The organism is Rhizobium sp. 1399 (assembly GCF_031455475.1).
Taxonomy (GTDB): domain Bacteria; phylum Pseudomonadota; class Alphaproteobacteria; order Rhizobiales; family Rhizobiaceae; genus Rhizobium.
Window position 1 is genome coordinate 160448 of the sequence record NZ_JAVDSU010000008.1, and the last position, 19312, is coordinate 179759.

Here is a 19312-nt window from a genome sequence, read left to right on the forward strand (position 1 = left end):
TTGCAATTTTTGGATTCTCCCCTTTATAGTCTTTCTTCAGAGGGTTACGGAGAGACAGATTTCTCCCTCCGGTTGATTTCGAGGTGCTGGCTTGCACCTGTCATCTTCCTGGCAGCCGCGCATGAGTAGAATTCGGACTTAGGACGAAGGCTCATGCTTTCGTCCCGGCAGACATGAGCAGCTTATCTCAGGCATAGGTTCAGGCGGCTGCATTCGGCCGTCCGCAAGGGGGACCGGAATGGCTTATTCGCTTCGACAGACACTGGCACTCGGCTGCTTTGCGGCCTTCCTGCCCATCATGGCCCAGGCGCAGCAGGCCTCTGCTCCCCCGCCCGTCACCGTTGCCAAGCCCGTCGTGCGCGATGTGGTCGATAGCGATGAGTTCATCGGCCGCTTCGAACCCGTCGATGAGGTCTCCGTCCGCTCGCGTGTCGGTGGCTACCTGCAGGAAATTGACTTCACCGACGGCGCTCTGGTGAAACAGGGCGACCGGCTCTTCGTCATCGATCAGCGGCCGTTCGTAACCGCGCTCAGTCAGGCTAATGCCGCGCTCGAAGCGTCAAAATCGGCTCTCGTCTTCGCCGATGCGCAGTATAAGCGGGCACAGTCGCTTGCCTCGAGCGGCAGCCAGTCGGCGCAGACACTGGACGATCGCCGCCGCGAATTCGATTCGGCCCAGGCCAATGTCCGCGGCGCGCAGGCCGCGGCCGATCGCGCTTCTCTCGACATGGAATATACCGAGATCACCGCACCGCTCAGCGGCCGCATCGACCGCCGCCTGATCTCGGCCGGCAACCTCGTGCAGACAGACCAGACCGTGCTGACGACAATCGTTTCCCTCGACCCGATCGATTTCTATTTCGACGTCGACGAGCGCCGGCTGCTGAATTTCGCCGACACGGCGCGCAAACTGGGCAAGGATCTCCAGCAGGGCGGCGGCGGACTGGATGTAACCGTCACGATCTCGGATCCCAATGCCAAGCCATTCAAGGGAAAACTCGATTTCGCCGAGAACCGGATCGACAATGAGAGCGGCACCATTCGTCTGCGTGCTCGCTTCCCCAACCCCGATCTCATCCTGCAGCCTGGCCTGTTCGGCCGCATCCAGGTCGAAGCCTCCAACACCTATCAGGCCATTCTTGTCCCCGACGAGGCAATCGGCTCGGACCAGAATGAGCGTGTCGTTTATGTCGTTGGCGCAGACGGCACGGTTTCGACCAAGCCCGTGAGGCCCGGACCGCGGCTCTACGGCTACCGCGTCATTCGCGAGGGCCTCGACGGCACCGAGACGATCATCGTCAACGGCCTGATCCGCGCCCGGCCGGGCGCAAAGATCACACCTCAGATGACCGAACTGCCGAAAGAGCGGACTGACGCTCCGCCGGAAACCGCCGGCGCGGAGAGCGGACAATGAGATTTGCTCATTTCTTCGTAGACCGACCGATCTTTGCGGCGGTCATCTCGATCGTTCTCCTCGTCGTCGGCAGCATCGCCTATACGCAATTGCCGGTATCCCAATATCCGGAGATAGCGCCGCCGACCATCGTCGTGCGCACCTCCTATCCGGGCGCCGACCCGCAGACGATCGCCGACACGGTTTCGACCCCGCTCGAGCAGCAGATCAACGGCGTCGAAGACATGCTCTACATGTCTTCCTACTCCAGCGCCGATGGCGCCATGTCGCTGACGATCACGTTCAAGCTCGGCACCGATCTCGACAAGGTCCAGGTTCTTGTCCAGAACCGCGTTTCCATCGCCCTGCCCCGCCTTCCCGAAGAAGTCCAGCGGCTTGGCGTGACCACTGACAAGAGCTCGCCTGATCTGATGATGGTGGTGCACCTCTTGTCGCCGTCGCACCGCTATGATCAGCTCTACGTTTCGAACTACGCCCGTAACCGCATACGCGACGTTCTCGTGCGCCTTGACGGCGTTGGCGACGTGCAGCTCTTCGGCGAGCGCCAGTATTCGATGCGAATCTGGCTGGATCCGGAAAAGCTCTCCGCCTACGGAATGACATCCGATGACGTCGTCGCCGCATTGAGAGACCAGAACGTCCAGGTATCCGGCGGCAAGATTGGCGCCCCGCCTGTTACCGGCAAGAACGCCTTCGAATATACGGTGCGAACGGATGGACGCTTCTCTGATGTGCGCCAGTTCCGCTATGTCATCGTGAAATCGACGGCCACCGGCCGGCTTGTGAGCTTGCAGGATGTCGCCCGCATCGAACTCGGCGCACAGGATTACGTCACAAACAGCTATCTCAACAATGACCCCGCGGTTGCTCTCGGCATCTTCGCCCGGCCGGGAACCAATGCACTGGATACCGCCCATCAGATCCAGGGGATCATGAAGGACCTCTCCCAGAATTTCCCGCAGGGCCTGGAGTACCGCATCGTCTACGACACGACCGAATTCATCTCGGATTCGATCACCGAGGTCTATAGAACCATCGCCGAAGCGGCGATCCTCGTGGCGATCGTCGTTCTCGTCTTCCTGCAATCCTGGCGAACGGCGATCATTCCGATCATCGCCATCCCCGTATCGCTGATCGGTACATTCGCGGTCCTGCTGGCCTTCGGCTTCTCGCTCAACATGCTCACCTTGTTCGGCCTCGTGCTGGCGATTGGTATCGTCGTCGACGACGCGATCGTGGTGGTGGAAAATGTCGAACGAAACCTGGCGCGCGGCATGACCCCGAAACAGGCTGCACATGTCACGATGGACGAAGTCGGAACCGCCGTCATCGCCATCTCGCTGGTGCTGATCGCGGTATTCGTGCCGACAGCCTTCATTCCGGGCATTTCCGGACAGTTCTACAAACAGTTTGCGGTCACAATCTCTGTCACCACAGCAATTTCCGCTTTGAACTCGCTGACGCTCTCGCCTGCGCTCGCAGGCATATTGCTGAAGGCCCACGATCACGAAAACAAGCCCAAGAATATCTTCTCCCAGTTGGGAAGCGGTCTTGCGAATGGCTTCAACCGCGGATTCGATCGGCTGAGCTACGGCTATTCCTGGATCGTCCGGCATCTGGTCAGCAGCTGGGTAGGATTGACCTGCTCGCTGGTCGCCTTTGCCTGCCTGCTCGGAGCAACCTGGTATATGGGCCAGAAAGTTCCCGCCGGTTTCATCCCGACCATGGACCAGGGTTACGCGATCATCGTCATCCAGCTGCCAGACGGCGCCTCGCTTGCGCGTACCGATGCCGTCGTCAAACAGGTGGGCGATATCGCCCGCACCGTGCCCGGCGTCGGCAATGCGGTACAATTTGCCGGCTTCAGCGGGGCGACATTCACCAATGCCTCGAATGCCGGCGTCGTCTTCGTCCCGTTCAAATCCTTTGCCGAACGTGAAGAGGGCGGTGAGACCGCAAACAAGATCATCGGCGAGCTTTACGGCAAGCTGCAAAGCATCCAGGAAGCCTTCATCATTGCCATCCCACCGCCATCGGTGCGTGGCGTCGGCAACTCCGGCGGCTTCAAGATGCAGATTTCAGATCTTGAAAACTCGGACATGACACGCGTCCTTGGTCTCGCCCGCCAGATGATGGGTGCTGCTGCAACGACCGAGGGGCTTACCGGCGTCTTCACGACATTCTCGGATGCAAGCCCGCAATATTTCCTTGCGATCGATCGCGACAAGGCACGTTTCCTGAACGTGCCGATCCCCAATATCTTCAACGCGCTTTCCATCAACCTTGGCGTCGCTTATGTGAACGATTTCAATGCATTCGGACGCGTCTACCAGGTTCGTGCCCAGGCCGACCGGCAATACCGTATGGACAGGGAAGACATCCTCGCCCTGAAGGTCCGATCGGCAACGGGTGCGCTGGTCCCACTTGGGACCTTGATGGACATCCAGGATTCCAGTGGCCCGGCACTTGTCCAGCGCTACAATATGTATGTCTCCGTGCCGCTTCAGGGCAACCCGACGCCCGGCACATCGACCGGCGACGCCATCAAGAAGATGGAGGCCCTGGCAACGCAGATCCTGCCGCCGGGAACGACCTTCGAATGGACGGAGCTTGCCTATCAGGAAACCCACACCGGCAACACGGCGATCTACATCTTCGCCCTGTCGGTGATCTTCGTCTTCCTGGCGCTCGCGGCACAATATGAAAGCTGGATCCTGCCTCTGGCGATCATTCTCATCGTTCCGCTCGCAGTGCTCGCCGCGTTGATCGGCGTGTCGCTGAGAGGAATGGACAACAACGTCCTCACCCAGATCGGCCTGATCGTCCTGATCGGCCTTGCGGCCAAGAACGCCATTCTGATCGTCGAGTTTGCACGACAGGCGGAAGAAGAAGGGAAAAGCGTCGTGGATGCAGCAATCGAGGCAAGCCATCTTCGCCTGCGCCCGATCCTGATGACGGCCTTCGCCTTCATCTTCGGCGTTCTACCGCTTGCCATCGCCACCGGCCCAGGTGCTGAAATGCGCCAGTCGCTCGGCACGGCTGTGTTCTCGGGCATGTTGGGTGTGACGATCTTCGGCCTGTTCCTGACGCCGGTCTTTTATGTCGTGCTGCGCCGCTGGCGCAAAAAGCCGGCGGAAGCGCCGGCTCAGGTCGATGCGGAGGAGAATGCTGCCTGAACCGGTTTCAGGTGGAGAAGAGGTAAACCTGGCCCTGCCAGAAGCGGGCGACGGAGAGCCTGCCGCTCCTGAAGGCGCGGGTGTCGAGGTTCAGCCGCATTGGCTGCACATCCGGCTGATCGCCGGGCGTGTGACCATGGACGATGAGCTTCGGCAGTGGCAGCGGGCTTTCCAGGAAACGCTGGCGGATGAAAGCCAGATCGTCATCGGCCTGCTCTTCGAGCGGCACGCGCGGGTCGATGCCCGCATGCACGAAGGCGACATTGGGCGTATCGAGCATGATCGGCAATGAGCGGATGAAATCGATATGGGTATGCGGCAGCGACTGGCGGATGAAGGCGTCGAGCTGCGCACCGGAACGGAAAACGAGCGGCAGGTGATCGGGATCGAGACCGTAGGATCGCAGAAGCTCGGCGGCACCCATGGTCATCCAGTCGTCATAGGATGCCCAGCCGTCGATATAGTCGAGCATGACGATCTCATGGTTGCCGGCAAGGCAGATGCGCTCGAAACCCTCGGGCGCCGGGTCCATGATATGGCTGATGACATGCGCCGATTGTGGACCGCGGTCGATATAGTCGCCAAGCATGACGATGAGTTTGGTGCCCGGTATATGCTCTGCATCCCGGACGATCGCCTCTTCTGCTTTCTGCAGCAGATCGAGACGACCATGCACGTCGCCGATGGCATAAGTGGGGATGTCGGCTATATCCATGCTCACGCGCGGGCGCTGCTGACGTCCAGCCTTCGAACCCTCGCGGCTTCGTGCAAGAGAATCACTCATCATCATTCCTGATCAGTTCGCCGTCCCTTAACCATAAGTAGAGCATACGGCAAGGCGATCAAGCTGGTAAGAAAATTCCGCCGGCCGGGCTTTTGTGGAAAAAGCGGCCTTACGCAAGTCGATGCAATCACGCACTTTTTTAGCACCAGGAAAGAGTGGCAGATGGGCACCGTATCGCAACTGCACGACAATGTGCGTCCTCCGGCGCACCGCATCGAGACTGAGGAGGAGGCCATCTCCGCGGCTCGCGAGCTTGCGGCCGGATTTCGCCGGCAGGCAAGCGAGCGCGACATCAACCGCCTCATGCCAAACGCCGAGCTCGACGCGCTCTCGCAATCCGGCCTCACAGCAATCACCGTTCCCCCTGAATATGCCGGGCTCGATATTTCCAACGCCCTGCTCGCCGAGATCGTCGCCATCGTCGCCGAAAGCGATGCCTCGATCGGCAACGTGCTGACATCTCACTTCCGCGTGCTGGAAGGGCTGCGCAACCAGCCCTCGGAAGAGCTGAAGATCGCCCTTTTCACCCGCGCGTTGGACGGTGACCGTTTCGCTGCGACCCGTTTTTCCGATCAGGCAAGCCTCGTTGCGGAGGGCTCCGGCTTTCGCCTGACGGGCCGGGCGGAACAGGCAGCCGCCATCCTTTTCTCCGACTGGATCGCCGCAGCAGCGATCGATCCCGGCGGCCACAGGGTGACGTTGCATCTGCAGCGTGACAGCGACGAACTGCAGGCGGTAGACGACTGGGATGCTTTCGGGCTGCGCACGAACGGCACAGCAACGCTGATTGCCGGCAAGCTGCATGTGAACGCAGACACCGTTACCGCCGCTCTATCCGGCGATCACACGACGGAAAAATCCCTGGGCCTTCTGCTGCAGACAGCCGTCAGCCTCGGTATCGCCCGTGCAGCCTTTGCCGACCTGCTCGTCATGGCGAAGGAGCCCTCTGCCCTCTTTGGCAAAATCGGCGAGCGCGCCATCCGCATCGAAATCGCGACCGGCGCGCTGGAACAGGCAGGCCGCAAACTGGATATCGCCCAGGTAAGTCCCGCCGAAGCAGCCATGGCGGAAGCCTATTTCTCCGCCTCATCCGCCTGCCTCACGGCAACCGAGGTGGCGCTGGACACGGCAAATGCTCTCTTCGAACTGGCCCGGGGCGCGACCGGCAGCATAGCGCTCAACCTCGACCGTCACTGGCGCAACGCCCGCATCCACGACATGGCAATCCAGCGCGAGCCGCTGTTGAACGCAGCAGGCGCGCATATTCTGAAAATCAGGGAAAGTTGAAGCAACTCCCGCAAAACTGTGCCACGGTTTGCGTCCGGAAATAAGGGGAGCGCGGATCAGCTCGCGGCGGAAACCGGGACCTTTTCCTCGACCGTTTCGATGCCGCCGCCGACAACGAACTGTTCGAGCGTCATGTTGTCGAGAATGGCAGCGATCGCGTCCCGGACTTCGGTCATCGAGCGCCGCACCTGACAGGTCTCGGGATCGGCGCAGTCATCGCAGGCCTCGTAAGCCGTGCGGCTGGCGCAGCGGATCGGTGCAAGCGGCCCATCCAGCGTGCGGATGACATGACCAATGCGGATCTCCGACGCAGGCCGCGACAGCGAATAGCCGCCGCCCGGCCCCTTCTTCGACCGCAGGATGCCGACATTGCGCAATTCGAGCAGGATCGTATCGAGAAACTTCTTCGGAATATTGTTGCGCGACGCGATGTCGTTGATGAAGGCGGTCTCGCCCGGCGCCAGCCGCGCCAGATCGACCAGCGCCTTCAATCCGTATTTTCCTTTTTTCGTCAACATCTGGGTCGCCCTGCACTTTGCGGCATTATGCTTCTGTAATAGCAGGCAAATAGAGTCAAAACCATGAAGAGACAACAAAATAACCAGTTTTTATAGGCTACATCAGCAATATGTTGCCGTAAAACCGCTATTCAGAGTTTCCTGAACCTTGCAGGCCTCCAGAAGGTTGTCTCGCACCGCCAACCGATGCGAGACCGGAAGTCTCGTCTAGACCGTTTTCAGCATGCCGCCATCGACGAAATAGGTGGAGCCAATACTGTAGCTCGCTCGGTCGGAGCAGAGGAAGACGAAGAAGTTTGCAAGCTCCTCCGGCGTGCCGAAACGTTTGGACGAGGCATGCTCATCCGCCACGCTCTGCAGGTAGCCCTCCCAGTCACCACCGGTCTCCGCTGTCAGCTGCTTGGCGGTCTTGATCCAGTCGGGCGTCAGGATGAGGCCGGCGTTGATGCAGTTGACGCGAATCTTGTCCTTGACGAGCTCTGTGGAGAGCGTCTTGGAAAACATCATGAGCGCCGCCTTGGTGACATTGTAGATCGGCTCGTACCACAGCGGCTGCACGGCACAGATCGAGGCATTGTGAAGGATCACTCCGCCGCCGCGCTTCTTCATTTGCGGCGCAATTCCGCGGGCAAGGCGCACGGCGGCCATCACATGCAGATCAAAATACGCCTGCCACTTCTCGTCGGGCGCCTCCATGACCGTCTCGTTGGAGCCGGTGCCGGCATTGTTGATGAGAATATCCGCTCCACCACGTTCGGCTGCCGCCGCGATGATCGCCTCAGTGCCTTCGACAGTCGCCACATCGCTTTCGACCGCAATGGCGCTGACACCATATTTTTCGGCAATGCGCACGGCTTCAGCATCCAACCGCTCGCGTCCACGCGCAGACAAAATGAGGTTAGCACCCTCGGCCGCCAGCCCTTCGGCGATCGCCAGCCCGATACCGACGGAACCACCCGTGATGACGGCGGTCTTCCCCTTCAATCCAAGATCCATGAAATCCTCCCAATCCGGCCGGCGGTCCGGCCGCTCCGCCAACTCTTCCGGCATTGGCTCTGCCCGTCAAGCCATGGCGGAAAATCATTGGTGCTGCTAACTGATCCCTCTTGCCGCAGGTCGCGTTCTGTCGCATGCCTGCGGGCATAGTGGAGGAATTTTCATGCGTCTTTATTCAGCTTGCATTGAATGGCTGTTTGCCGAAGAAGGCGATCATTTCACCGATCGCATCCGCCGTGCCCATGCCGCCGGCCTCAAGGCCATCGAGTTTTGGCGCTGGACGGACAAGGATCTCGACGCGATCGAAGCCGCATTACAGGAAACAGGCCTCAAGGTAACGAGCCTTGTCGCCGAGCCGATGATCGCACTCACCGATGCCACCAATCGCGAGACCTGGCTGAAGGGTCTCGCCGACTCCGTTGCCGTTGCAAAGCGCCTCGGCGCCCCTGTCCTGATCGCTCAGGCCGGCGATGACCTCAAGGGCTTCACGCGGGACGAACAGCGCAAGGCGCTGACCGAAACCCTGCGTGCCGGTTCCGACATATTGAAGGACAGCGGCGTGCGCCTCGGTGTCGAGCCGCTCAATATCCGCATCGATCATATCGGCTATTTCCTCGATTCCACCCGCGAGGGGCTGGATATCGTTGACGATATCGCCCGCTCCGAAATCGGCATCGTCTACGACATCTATCACTCCGCCGTCATGGACGAGCGTACCGAGGATGTCCTGGCCGGCCGCATCGACAGCGTATTCCACGTCCATGTCGCCGATCATCCCGGCCGCAACGAACCCGGCACCGGCACGATCGATCTGTCCCATCGCCTGAACTGGGTCTTCGCAAACGGTTATACCGGCGCTGTCGGTCTGGAATACAAGCCGACGAAACCGGGTGCGGATACAGTTAAGGCAGCGATTGCCACCCTGGGCTGACGGTCGCCATCAACAGCGACCCGGCAGAGCCGATCTGATCACTTCACAAGAGCGCTGAACTCAGCCGGTTCCGATTCCCGCTTGGCCGGACCGATCGTCGCCGGCACCTTGCACGGACCTGCAGAGCGGCGCTCGATAATGCGCGAGGCAACCATGATGCGCCGAGCCGGCATGCCCGGCAGGCGAGGATTTTCGATGCGCTCCAGCAAAAGCCGAAGGCCTACGGCCCCGCATTCCTGCCCTTCCATCCGCACGGTCGTCAGTGCCGGCGATATCTGCGTGGCGGGCGAAAAATCGCCGAAACCGACGACCGAAACGTCGTCGGGAATGCGGTAGCCCTGCCCCAGCAACTCGGAAACCACAGTCAGCGCTAGACCGTCATGCGCACAGAAGAAGGCCGTCGGGTGGATCCCGCTTGCCTTGAGATCGCGAAAGGCTTCTCCGAAGCCGATCTGCTCATCAAATCGCAGCACATGCAGTGAGACGTCCTCGCAGCGCTCGGCGATCTCCCGCGCGCCATAGAAGCGCTCGCGTCGGCCGCGGAAACCGGGCGTGCCGTTGACGTAAACGATCGACCGATGGCCGAGTTCGATGAGATACTGCAATACCGCCTGCCCCGCCTCATGATCGGTCCCGGTGACCTGATCGGCCTGCTCCAGCGGGTCGACCCAGCCGAAACGCACGACAGGGATACCGGTCGCCGTCGCCGCCACGATCGCTTCTCCGTCATGCGGGCCGACGAGCAGCAGTCCGGCGCACGAATGCGCCAGTTCTTCCAGCTGGCTAGGGCTGTGGGTCCAGCGGATGCGCAGCGCCATGCCCAGCCTATGCGCCTCGCGCTGCACACCATTCTGAACCTGCATGTAAAGTTCGCTGTTGACGGCATCGAGATCGTGGAAGACCACGGCGATATCATTAGTCTGTGACTGCCCGACAGGGCGCGTATAGCCCAGCCGTTCGGCCGCCGCGCGGATCAGCGCACGCGTCTCCTCACTGACACCGCTCTTGCCGGCTAGCGAGCGCGACACCGCATATTTCGAGAGGCCGACCTCCCGCGCGATCGTCTGTAAGGTAACTCGCCCCCTGCTTCCCACTCTCCACCTCGATGTTCCATCCGGCATTCGGAGCGCTTCGCTACACGTTCCCTACCGGAATTGCAAATTCCTGCACTAACAAAACATAACGCTTTACCTAACAATATCCAAATGTATTCTTCTCGTTATCCCAGCCCGAAAGCAAAATACAACAATAAGGGCTGAGGATTTTTGGAGGAGAACCCTATGATCAAGCTGAAACGTCGTGCGTTTCTGGCCGGGACTTCGGCCGTTCTGATCTTGCCGGCTCTGCCGGCATTCGCCGCCGACTTCAAGGAAGCGGACATTCTGAAAGACAAAGTTTCAAGCGGTGCGTTGCCGGCCCTCAAGGACCGGCTGCCGGAAAATCCGCTTGTCATCAAGCCGGTCGAAAGCGTCGGCAAACACGGTGGCGACTGGAATATGGCCCTCGTCGGCGGCGGCTCACTGTCGATGCTGTTCCGCTATCAGGCCTATGAACCGCTGCTGCGCTATACGCCCGACTGGTCCGGAGTGACGCTGAACGTCGCCGACGCCTTCGACGGCAATGCGGATTCCACAGAATATACCATCCGCCTGCGCAAGGGCATGAAGTGGTCAGACGGCCAGCCTTACACCACGGCTGATGTGAAATTCTGGTACGACACGATCCTGACCGACAAGCGCGTCGCCGTTAACGGACAAGGCCACTGGAAAACTGCTGGTAAGCCGGCGAAGCTCGAAATTGTCGACGAACAGACGTTTAAAGTTATCTTCGCGAAACCTAATGGTATGTTCCCGTTGCAGGTCGCCTGGGCCAATAGTGACCACACGACGCGCTGCCCCAAACATTATCTCGAGCAGTTCCATATCGATTATAACCCGAAGGCTGACGAGCTTGCCAAACAGCGCGGCTTCGAAAGCTGGATCGCCGCCTTTCAGTCCGCCTCCGGCTTCCAGGACGACAATGCCTTCTTCCTGAACTCCTCGAAGAAGCCCTGCCTGCATGCCTGGATGTTTACGACTGCACCCGGCGAGAATACCGAACGCGCTATTGCCGAACGCAACCCCTTCTACTGGAAGGTGGATACGGAGGGTAACCAGCTCCCCTATATGGACCGCATCGTCTACCAGATGGTCGCCGATCCGCAGGTGCTGTTGCTCAAGGTCATGCAGGGCGAAATCGACCTGATGGACCAGTATATCGCCACACCGAACAACAAGTCCGTGCTCTACGATGCGCGCGAGCAGGGCAAGTATGATTTCTACACGCTGACTTCCACCGAAGCCAATGTGATGAACTTCATCTTCAACCTGAACCACAATGACGAGACCAAGCGAAAGCTCTTCCGCAACAAGGATTTTCGCGCGGCACTCTCCATGGCGCTCGATCGCCAGTCGCTGATCGACGCCGTGCTCGTCGGCCAGGGCGCACCTGCCCAGCCTTCGATCAAGCAGGGCGACCCGCTCTACAATGAGCAGCTTGCCACGCAGTTCACGAGCTACGATGTCGACAAGGCGAATGCCCTGCTCGACACGCTCATCCCGAAGCGTGACGACCAGAACTTCCGTTTGGACGAGAAAGGCCGTCGCCTGACGGTGATCTTCGAGATCGACCAGGCACGCGCCGTCTTCCTCGATCTCTTCCAGCTCGTCATCCCCATGTTCCAGGCGGTCGGCATCGATGCACAGATGCGCACCATGGACCGTTCGCTCTGGGAAACCCGTGTCCGTCAGGGCCGTGATTTCGACGCGACGGCTCACCAGTTCGGTGCGAATGGTGGTGTCGCCGCCATGCTCGACCCGCGCTACTACGTACCGACGGATTCGAATGCAATGTATGCCCCGGCCTGGCAGCTTTGGTATCTCGACCGCAACAACGCCAGTGCCGAGGAGCCACCGGAAGAAACTAAAAAGCAGCTTGAGCTCTACGACAAGCTGAAATCAACCTCAGATGCCGCCGGACAGCAGGAGATCATGAAGCAGATCCTGCAGGGTGCCGCCGACAACTTCTATGTCTTCGGCATATCCCAGCCGCCGGATGGCTACGGCATCGTAAAGAACAGCATGAAGAACATTACCAAAACCATGCCGAACTCCTTCGGCTGGCCGACGCCCGCTCCCACCATGCCGGAGCAGTTCTACAAGGTCTGATGGCCTGCGACAGCAATGATGCATTCCGGGCGCCGGCTCTACCGGTCGGCGCCATGGCCTTCTTTTGCCAATGATTGGATGAGACGATGCTCGACGCCAGAAGACAGAATACCGACACGCTGCGCACGCCGGACTGGTTCAAAACCGCAACGCGCTGGACGCAGCTAACCTTCGTGGAAGACGACCCGGAAAAATACGATCCGGCCTTCTGGGTCGATGTCTTCAAGCGCACGAAATCCAACGCCGTATGCCTTAGCGCCGGCGGCTACATCGCCTACTATCCAAGTGAAGTACCCTATCACTATGTCAGCAAGTATCTGGGCGACAAGGATATTTTCGGCGCGCTCGTTGATGCCGCCCGCAAGCTCGACATGCATGTCATGGCCCGCGTCGACCCGCACGCAATCCATGACGATGCGGCAAAAGCGCATCCCGAATGGGTGATGATCAATGCCGACGGCACACCGCGCCGCCACTGGGCCTATCCCGATGTCTGGGTCACCAATGCCTATGGTGATTACAACACCGTCTTCATGCCCGAGGTGGTGAAGGAGATCGTCCGCAAATACGATATCGATGCCGTCTTCGCCAATCGCTGGCAGGGCCACGGCGTCGATTACAGCGAAGACAGCGCCCGCCGCTTCAAAGATATGTTCGGCCATGCTCTGCCGAAGAAGCCGGATGCCGATGATCCCGCCTGGCAAGCCTGGGTGCAGTGGCGCCGCCGCGTGCTGACCGACATGATCGCCCAGTGGGACGACGCGGTCAAAGCGATCCGCCCGCATGCGAGCTTCATTCCCAACATGGGTGGCGCCTCGTTAATGGAATTCGACCTCTCGGTCATCGCCAAACATTGCCCCTTCCTTGTCGTCGATCATCAGGGCCGCAAGGGTCTGGAACTCGGCTGGTCGGCCGGCCGTAACGGCAAGCGCATCCGCGCCACCTTCCCCGACCGCCCGGTCGTGCTCATCACCTCGATCGGCCCGGAGGAGGAATATCGCTGGAAGGATGCTGTCACCTCGGGCGAGGAAATGCAGCTTTGGATCAATGATGGCACCGCCCACGGCCTGTATGCCTGGTTCACCAAGTTCAACGGCGTCGTGCCCGACAAGCGCTGGGTGGAACCGGTCGCCGATGCTTTCGCCCTTCAGGCAGCTGTTGAGCCAGTTCTCGAAAGCACGCATCCGACAGCAGAAATCGCCGTCATCGACCCCTCGACCACGCTCCGCCACTGGGCGCCGGAAGAGCGCCACAGCGCCGAGAAACATGATCTCGGCTTCTATCACGCCCTCGTCGAGGCCCGGCTGCCCTTCGAGCTTCTCTCGGATCAGGTTCTGACCAGGGAAAACCTCGACCGCTTCAAGCTGGTCATCCTCGCCAACGCCTCCTGCCTCTCGGACGCCCAGAACGAGGCGATCCGCGCCTATGTAGACCGCGGCGGCAGCGTCATCGCATCCTACGAAACCTCGCTTCGTGATGAGTTCGGCAAGAAGCGCAGCGAATTCGGCCTTTCCGATGTGCTCGGCGCCAAATTCGTCTCCGGCCCGCGCGGCATCGTCAAGAACACCTATGTGGCGCTGTCGGGCAATCATCCGGTCAATCAGGGTTATGAGGGTGCCGAGCGCATCATGGGCGGCACGCGTCTTATTCATGCCAACCCCACCGGCAATGCGACGACGCCCTTCCTCTACGTTCCCGATTTCCCGGATCTGCCAATGGAAGAAGTCTATCCGCGCAAGGCTCCGGAAGGCGCGGGCGTCATCGCCCGCGAAACCGGCAAGGGTGGCCGCACGGTCTATATTCCCTGGAATATCGGCGAGATCTTCTGGGAAGTCTTCGCCGTCGACCACGGAAGGCTGATCGGCAATGCAGTGCGTTGGGCACTCGGCAAAACCCCGCGTGTCACCGTCGAAGGCTCTGGCGTCATCGACATGGCGTTGCGCGAGAATGCCGAAGGCGTCGCGCTCAGCCTCTTCAACCTCACCAACCCGATGATGATGAAGGGGCCGATACGCGAAAATTACACTCTGGCGGCGCAGACGGTTTCAGTGGAAATTCCCCCGGGCAAATCGGCGGCGAAGGCATGGCTCGTCGTTACCGACCGCGCCGCAAACTTCAGCGTTAAGGATGGCCGCGCACAGGTGGAGGTGCCAGGCATCGAACGGCTGGAGGTGCTGCACCTCACCTGGAAATGAGGTGTTGAGACAAGGAGGAGCGCTTTCGGCCTGGAGGGGCCGAAGGCGGATGGAGATCCGAAGGAAGCGCCTGACCGGGCGCTCTCAACGGGAGGAGAAACATTCCGATGCTTGGTTACATCTTCAAGCGCGTGCTCTACATGATCCCGACACTGTTCGGCATGTCGCTGATCTCGTTCCTGATCATCCAGCTGCCGCCGGGTGACTACCTGACCTCGATGATCGCGACGATGAGCGACAGCGGCCAGGCCGTCGATCCTGCGCAGATCGAGCGGCTGAAAGAGATCTACGGCTTCGACGACCCCTTCTACATCCAGTATCTCAAATGGATGTGGGGCATTGTCAGCCGTGGCGATTTCGGCTGGTCCTTCGAATGGAACCAGCCCGTCTCCGGCCTCATCTGGGCACGCATGGGCTCGACGCTGGTCATCTCGCTGCTCAGCCTCCTCTTCGTCTGGATCGTCGCCCTGCCGATCGGCATCTATTCGGCCGTGCGCCGCCATTCGATCAGCGACCACGTTTTCACTTTCTTCGGTTTCATCGGATTGGCAGTCCCGAACTTCATCCTGGCGCTGACGCTGATGTATGTCGCCTATCGTTATCTCGGCCAGAGCGTCGGCGGTCTCAATTCGCCCGAATTTGCCGAAGCGCCCTGGAGCCTAGCCAAGGTCGGCGATTTCCTCGCCCATCTCTGGATACCGATCATCATCATCGGCGCCTCGGGCACAGCCGCCCTCATCCGCGTCCTGCGCGCCAACCTGACGGACGAGCTGCACAAGCCCTATGTCATCACCGCCCGCGCCAAGGGCCTGCCGGAATACAAGGTCATTCTCAAGTATCCGGTCCGTATCGCGCTCAACCCCTTCGTGTCGGCGATCGGCTGGGTATTGCCACATCTCGTCTCCGGCGTGACGATCACCGCGATCGTCCTGAACCTGCCGACCGCAGGTCCGCTGCTCTTCCGCGCGCTGGTCTCGCAGGACATGTATCTCGCCGGCAGCTTCATCCTGCTGCTGTCAGCACTGACCCTCGTCGGCATGCTCCTGTCGGACCTGCTGCTCGCGCTGCTCGATCCGCGCATCCGGTTCAATTGAGGAGGCGCCGATGACACACGAAACATTTGCAACCCATACCGGCCCCCTGAGCGTCGTCGCCGACGGCCCCTCGATCAGCCCGCTGAAAGAGGGCAAGACCGTATCGACCGCTGCCGTCGGTCCTTGGCGGCTGATTGCCGGCAAGTTGATCCGCCAGAAGGTGGCGATGGTCGCCGGCGCGATCATTCTATTCTTTTATCTCGTCGGACTCTTTGCCGAATTCCTGGCACCGTCGCTCCCCGCGACATCAAAGCCGCAATATACCTACGCTCCACCACAGGGCTTCAGCTTCTTCGTGGAGAAGCCAGATGGCAGTTCGGAATTCAATTTCCATGTGAAGGGTTACAAGGTGGAGATCGACAAGGTGGCGTTGAGACGTACCTTCGTCGTCGACGACAGCAAAGTCGTGCCGATCGGTTTCTTCGTCAAAGGCGCAGCCTACAAGCTCTGGGGCCTGATCCCTATGACCACGCATTTCATCGGCCCGATCAATGCAAATGATCCCATGTATCTGCTCGGCGCCGACCGCCTCGGCCGCGACGTTCTCACCCGGCTGATCTACGGCACGCGCATTTCCATGTCGATCGGCCTCGTTGGCGTTGCCATGTCGTTGGTACTAGGCGTGGTGCTCGGCTCCATCTCTGGCTTCTACGGCGGTTGGGTCGATACGCTGATCCAGCGTGTCATCGAAGTCGTCAGTGCAATGCCCACCATTCCGCTCTGGCTCGGCCTTGCGGCGGCAATCCCGCTGACATGGTCACCGGTTAACGTCTATTTCGTCATCACCATCATCGTCTCGCTGCTCGGCTGGACGAGCCTTGCCCGCGAAGTGCGGGGGCGCTTCCTGGCGCTGCGCAGCGAAGATTTCGTCACGGCCGCAAAGCTCGACGGTTCGAGCGAGGCGCGGTTGATCTTCCGCCATATCCTGCCCTCGCTGACAAGCCACATCCTCGCCGTCGTCACGCTTGCCGTGCCGACGATGATCGTTGCCGAGACCTCGCTTTCCTTCCTCGGCATCGGTCTCAAGCCACCGGTCGTCAGCTGGGGCGTGCTGCTGCAGGATGCCCAGAACATTCGCACGGTCGCAACCGCGCCATGGCTGCTGATCTGGCCATCGCTCGCGGTCGTCATTGCCGTCCTGTCCTTCAACTTCTTCGGCGACGGCCTGCGCGATGCAGCCGATCCCTATGACAATTGAGGAGGAAGCCATGACCGATCTTCCAAAAGATGTCGTCCTCTCGGTTGAAAATCTCTCGATCGATTTCCGCCTGCGCACGCATATCCTGCATGCTGTCGAAGATGTCAGCTTCCAGCTCAAGCGCGGCCAGACGCTATGCCTGGTCGGCGAAAGCGGCTCTGGCAAGAGCGTAACGGCCCGCTCGTTGCTGCAGATCGTCGATAAACCCGGCACCATCGTCGGCGGCCGCATTCTGCTGCGCAACGGCAGCGAGATCACCGACATCGCCACCCTTGCCCCTGGCAGCCGCGCCATGCGGGAGATCCGTGGCCGACGCATCGGCCTCATCTTCCAGGAGCCGATGAGTTCGCTCTCACCGGTCCACACGATCGGCTCGCAGATCATCGAGGCGATCCGCCTGCATAGCAATCTCGACAAGAAGGCGGCGCGTGCGCGCATGGTCGAGCTGTTGCGGCAGGTGGAAATCCCCAATCCCGACAAGATGGCCGACCGCTATACGTTCGAATTCTCAGGCGGCATGCGCCAGCGCGCCATGATCGCCATGGCGCTTGCCGGCAATCCCGATATCCTGATCGCCGACGAGCCGACCACCGCTCTAGACGTGACGACACAGGCCGAAATCCTCGACCTGATCAAGCGCCTACAGGTCGATCGCGGCATGGCGATGCTGCTCATCACCCACGATATGGGCATTGTGGCCGAAGTGGCGGATGAAGTCGCCGTCATGCGCTTCGGCCATATTGTCGAGCGCGGCCCGGTCGACGCCATCTATCACGCCGCTACCCATCCCTATACGCGCCAACTGCTGGCCTCGACGGTGAAGCTGACGCATCACGTCGAAGGTCGATTGCCGGCCATCGCCCTCTCAGCGGAAGCGCCGCAGCCCATCCTGTCGGTGCGCAATCTCGGCAAGATCTTCGGCTGGCATGGCAATGCCAATACGCTGCGTGCCGTCGATGACGCCAATTTCGATCTCTATCCCGGCGAAAACCTCGGCATCGTCGGCGAAAGCGGTTCCGGCAAGACGACACTCGGCCGCCTGATCCTGCGCACCGTCGAGCCGACGACCGGCACCGTCCTATACCGCGGCAAGGATGGCGGTGAGACCGACGTGACCAAGCTCGGCAAGAAGGACCTGCGCAACTTCCATCGCGAAGTCCGCCTCGTCTTCCAGGATCCTTTCGCCTCGCTCAATCCGCGCATGACCGTCAAGGAAGTCATCGCCGATCCACTCATCGTCAACGGCCTCGCCAAGGGCAAAGCGCTGGAGGACCGCGTCGCCGAACTGATGCGCCTCGTCGGCCTCGATCCGATGGGCATGGAGCGTTATCCCCACGCCTTTTCGGGCGGCCAGCGCCAGCGCATCGGCATTGCCCGGGCGCTAGCGCTCGATCCTCGCATCATCATCGCCGATGAAGCGACCTCGGCACTCGACGTTTCCATCCGCAGCCAGATCCTCGACCTGCTGCTCGATATCCGCCAGCGGCTGAACCTCAGCTTCATCTTCATTTCGCACGATATTTCCGTGGTACGCTATTTCTGCGACCGCGTGGCCGTCATGCATCGCGGCAAGATCGTCGAACTCGGCGAGGCCGAGCAGATCTGCACCGCGCCGCAGGAAGCCTATACGAAGAGCCTCATTTCAGCCGTTCCCAATCCCGACCCACGCGACAAGCGCATGCTGCACCGGCATCGGTTCGTCGCTCCCGCCAATGCCTGAGGATGTTCCAGTGCCGAAATTTTCCGCCAATCTTTCCTTCCTCTATCAGGATCTTGCCTTTCTGGATCGTTTCGCCGCCGCCGCAAAGGATGGTTTCGGCGCGCTCGAATATCTCGGCCCCTATGCCGAACCGAAGGAAAAGGTCGCCGATGCGCTCAAGGCAAACGGCCTGAAGCAGGCCCTCTTCAACGTTCCGTCGGGTGACTGGGCTGGCGGCGAACGCGGCATTGCCTGCCTGCCGGATCGTGTCGAGGAATTCCGCAGCGGCATCTCACTCGCCCTCGACTACGCCAAGGCGCTCGAATGCCCGCAGGTCAACGTCATCTCCGGCCTCGTGCCAAAGGGGGCCGATCTCGAAACGCTGGAAAAAGTGCTGGTGGAGAACCTGAAATATGCAGCGCGGCGCACGGCCGATGCGGGTGTGAAGCTGTTGATCGAGCCGATCAACCTACGCGATATTCCCGGCTTCTTCCTGTCGACGACCGATCATGCCGAGCGCATCCTCGACAAGGTCGGCTCCGACAATCTCTACATCCAGTACGATTTCTACCACATGCAGATCATGCAGGGCGATCTCATCCCGACCTTCACAAGACTGAAGGACAGGATTGCCCATGTGCAGATCGCCGACAATCCCGGCCGCAACGAACCCGGCACGGGCGAGATCAACTACGGCTTCATCCTCTCCGAACTCGACCGCCTCGGCTACGACGGCTGGGTCGGCTGCGAATACAAGCCGAGGGCCGGCACCAGCGAGGGCCTGACCTGGATGAAACCCTATCGGAAGTGAGCG

The 19312-nt window shown here is 60.4% G+C and carries 14 protein-coding genes; 10 read left to right on the forward strand and 4 right to left on the reverse strand.

The genetic code is table 11. The features are described 5' to 3' along the window. Nucleotides 1–238: 238 nt before the first annotated feature. On the forward strand, nt 239–1414 hold the full coding sequence (locus J2X71_RS24055) for an efflux RND transporter periplasmic adaptor subunit (protein WP_310385910.1): 1176 nt from the start codon (nt 239–241) through the stop codon (nt 1412–1414). Beyond that, nucleotides 1411–4590 carry a multidrug efflux RND transporter permease subunit gene (locus J2X71_RS24060; RefSeq protein WP_310385912.1) on the forward strand — a complete coding sequence of 1060 codons (3180 nt, stop codon included), beginning with the start codon at nt 1411–1413 and terminating at the stop codon, nt 4588–4590. Before J2X71_RS24055 ends, J2X71_RS24060 begins: the two co-directional genes overlap by 4 nt. Nucleotides 4591–4597: 7 nt before the next feature. On the opposite strand, the gene J2X71_RS24065 is transcribed toward J2X71_RS24060, so the two are convergent. Then, nucleotides 4598–5374: a metallophosphoesterase gene (locus J2X71_RS24065; RefSeq protein WP_310385914.1), complete on the reverse strand. Its 777-nt coding sequence runs from the start codon at nt 5372–5374 to the stop codon at nt 4598–4600. 162 nt (nt 5375–5536) lie between these two features. Between J2X71_RS24065 and J2X71_RS24070 the strand changes: the two genes are divergently transcribed. Further along, nucleotides 5537–6661: an acyl-CoA dehydrogenase family protein gene (locus J2X71_RS24070; protein ID WP_310385917.1), complete on the forward strand. Its 1125-nt coding sequence runs from the start codon at nt 5537–5539 to the stop codon at nt 6659–6661. 56 nt (nt 6662–6717) lie between these two features. On the opposite strand, the gene J2X71_RS24075 is transcribed toward J2X71_RS24070, so the two are convergent. Both J2X71_RS24075 and J2X71_RS24080 read right to left on the reverse strand, forming a co-directional pair. Continuing rightward, entirely contained in the window at nt 6718–7179 is a 462-nt protein-coding gene (locus J2X71_RS24075; RefSeq protein WP_113319555.1) for an Rrf2 family transcriptional regulator, read from the reverse strand. Between the two features lie 207 nt (nt 7180–7386). Next, the gene (locus J2X71_RS24080) at nt 7387–8175 is read right to left on the reverse strand and encodes an SDR family oxidoreductase (protein ID WP_310385920.1); all 789 of its coding nucleotides are present in this window, start codon (nt 8173–8175) and stop codon (nt 7387–7389) included. A gap of 163 nt (nt 8176–8338) precedes the next feature. Between J2X71_RS24080 and J2X71_RS24085 the strand changes: the two genes are divergently transcribed. Beyond that, nucleotides 8339–9106 carry a TIM barrel protein gene (locus J2X71_RS24085; RefSeq protein WP_310385922.1) on the forward strand — a complete coding sequence of 256 codons (768 nt, stop codon included), beginning with the start codon at nt 8339–8341 and terminating at the stop codon, nt 9104–9106. A 38-nt stretch (nt 9107–9144) separates the two neighbouring features. Here the strand turns inward: J2X71_RS24085 and J2X71_RS24090 are convergent, their stop codons facing one another. Further along, nucleotides 9145–10200 (reverse strand): LacI family DNA-binding transcriptional regulator, encoded by a 1056-nt coding sequence (locus J2X71_RS24090; RefSeq protein ID WP_310385924.1) that lies wholly within the window; start codon nt 10198–10200, stop codon nt 9145–9147. Nucleotides 10201–10386: 186 nt separating this feature from the next. Here J2X71_RS24090 and J2X71_RS24095 point away from each other — a divergent pair, with 186 nt between their 5' ends. From J2X71_RS24095 to otnI, 6 genes are all read left to right on the forward strand, one after another. After that, entirely contained in the window at nt 10387–12312 is a 1926-nt protein-coding gene (locus J2X71_RS24095; protein ID WP_310385926.1) for an ABC transporter substrate-binding protein, read from the forward strand. An 86-nt stretch (nt 12313–12398) separates the two neighbouring features. Then, complete coding sequence (locus J2X71_RS24100) at nt 12399–14507, forward strand: family 10 glycosylhydrolase (RefSeq protein WP_310385928.1); 2109 nt, start codon at nt 12399–12401, stop codon at nt 14505–14507. Between the two features lie 107 nt (nt 14508–14614). After that, entirely contained in the window at nt 14615–15601 is a 987-nt protein-coding gene (locus tag J2X71_RS24105; RefSeq protein ID WP_007815090.1) for an ABC transporter permease, read from the forward strand. 10 nt (nt 15602–15611) lie between these two features. Next, a complete protein-coding gene (locus J2X71_RS24110; protein WP_310385931.1) occupies nt 15612–16799 on the forward strand; it encodes an ABC transporter permease in 1188 nt (395 codons plus the stop codon). 10 nt (nt 16800–16809) lie between these two features. Beyond that, entirely contained in the window at nt 16810–18519 is a 1710-nt protein-coding gene (locus tag J2X71_RS24115; protein ID WP_310385932.1) for an ABC transporter ATP-binding protein, read from the forward strand. A gap of 10 nt (nt 18520–18529) precedes the next feature. After that, entirely contained in the window at nt 18530–19309 is a 780-nt protein-coding gene (otnI, locus tag J2X71_RS24120) for a 2-oxo-tetronate isomerase (protein ID WP_310385934.1), read from the forward strand. Nucleotides 19310–19312 lie beyond the last annotated feature (3 nt).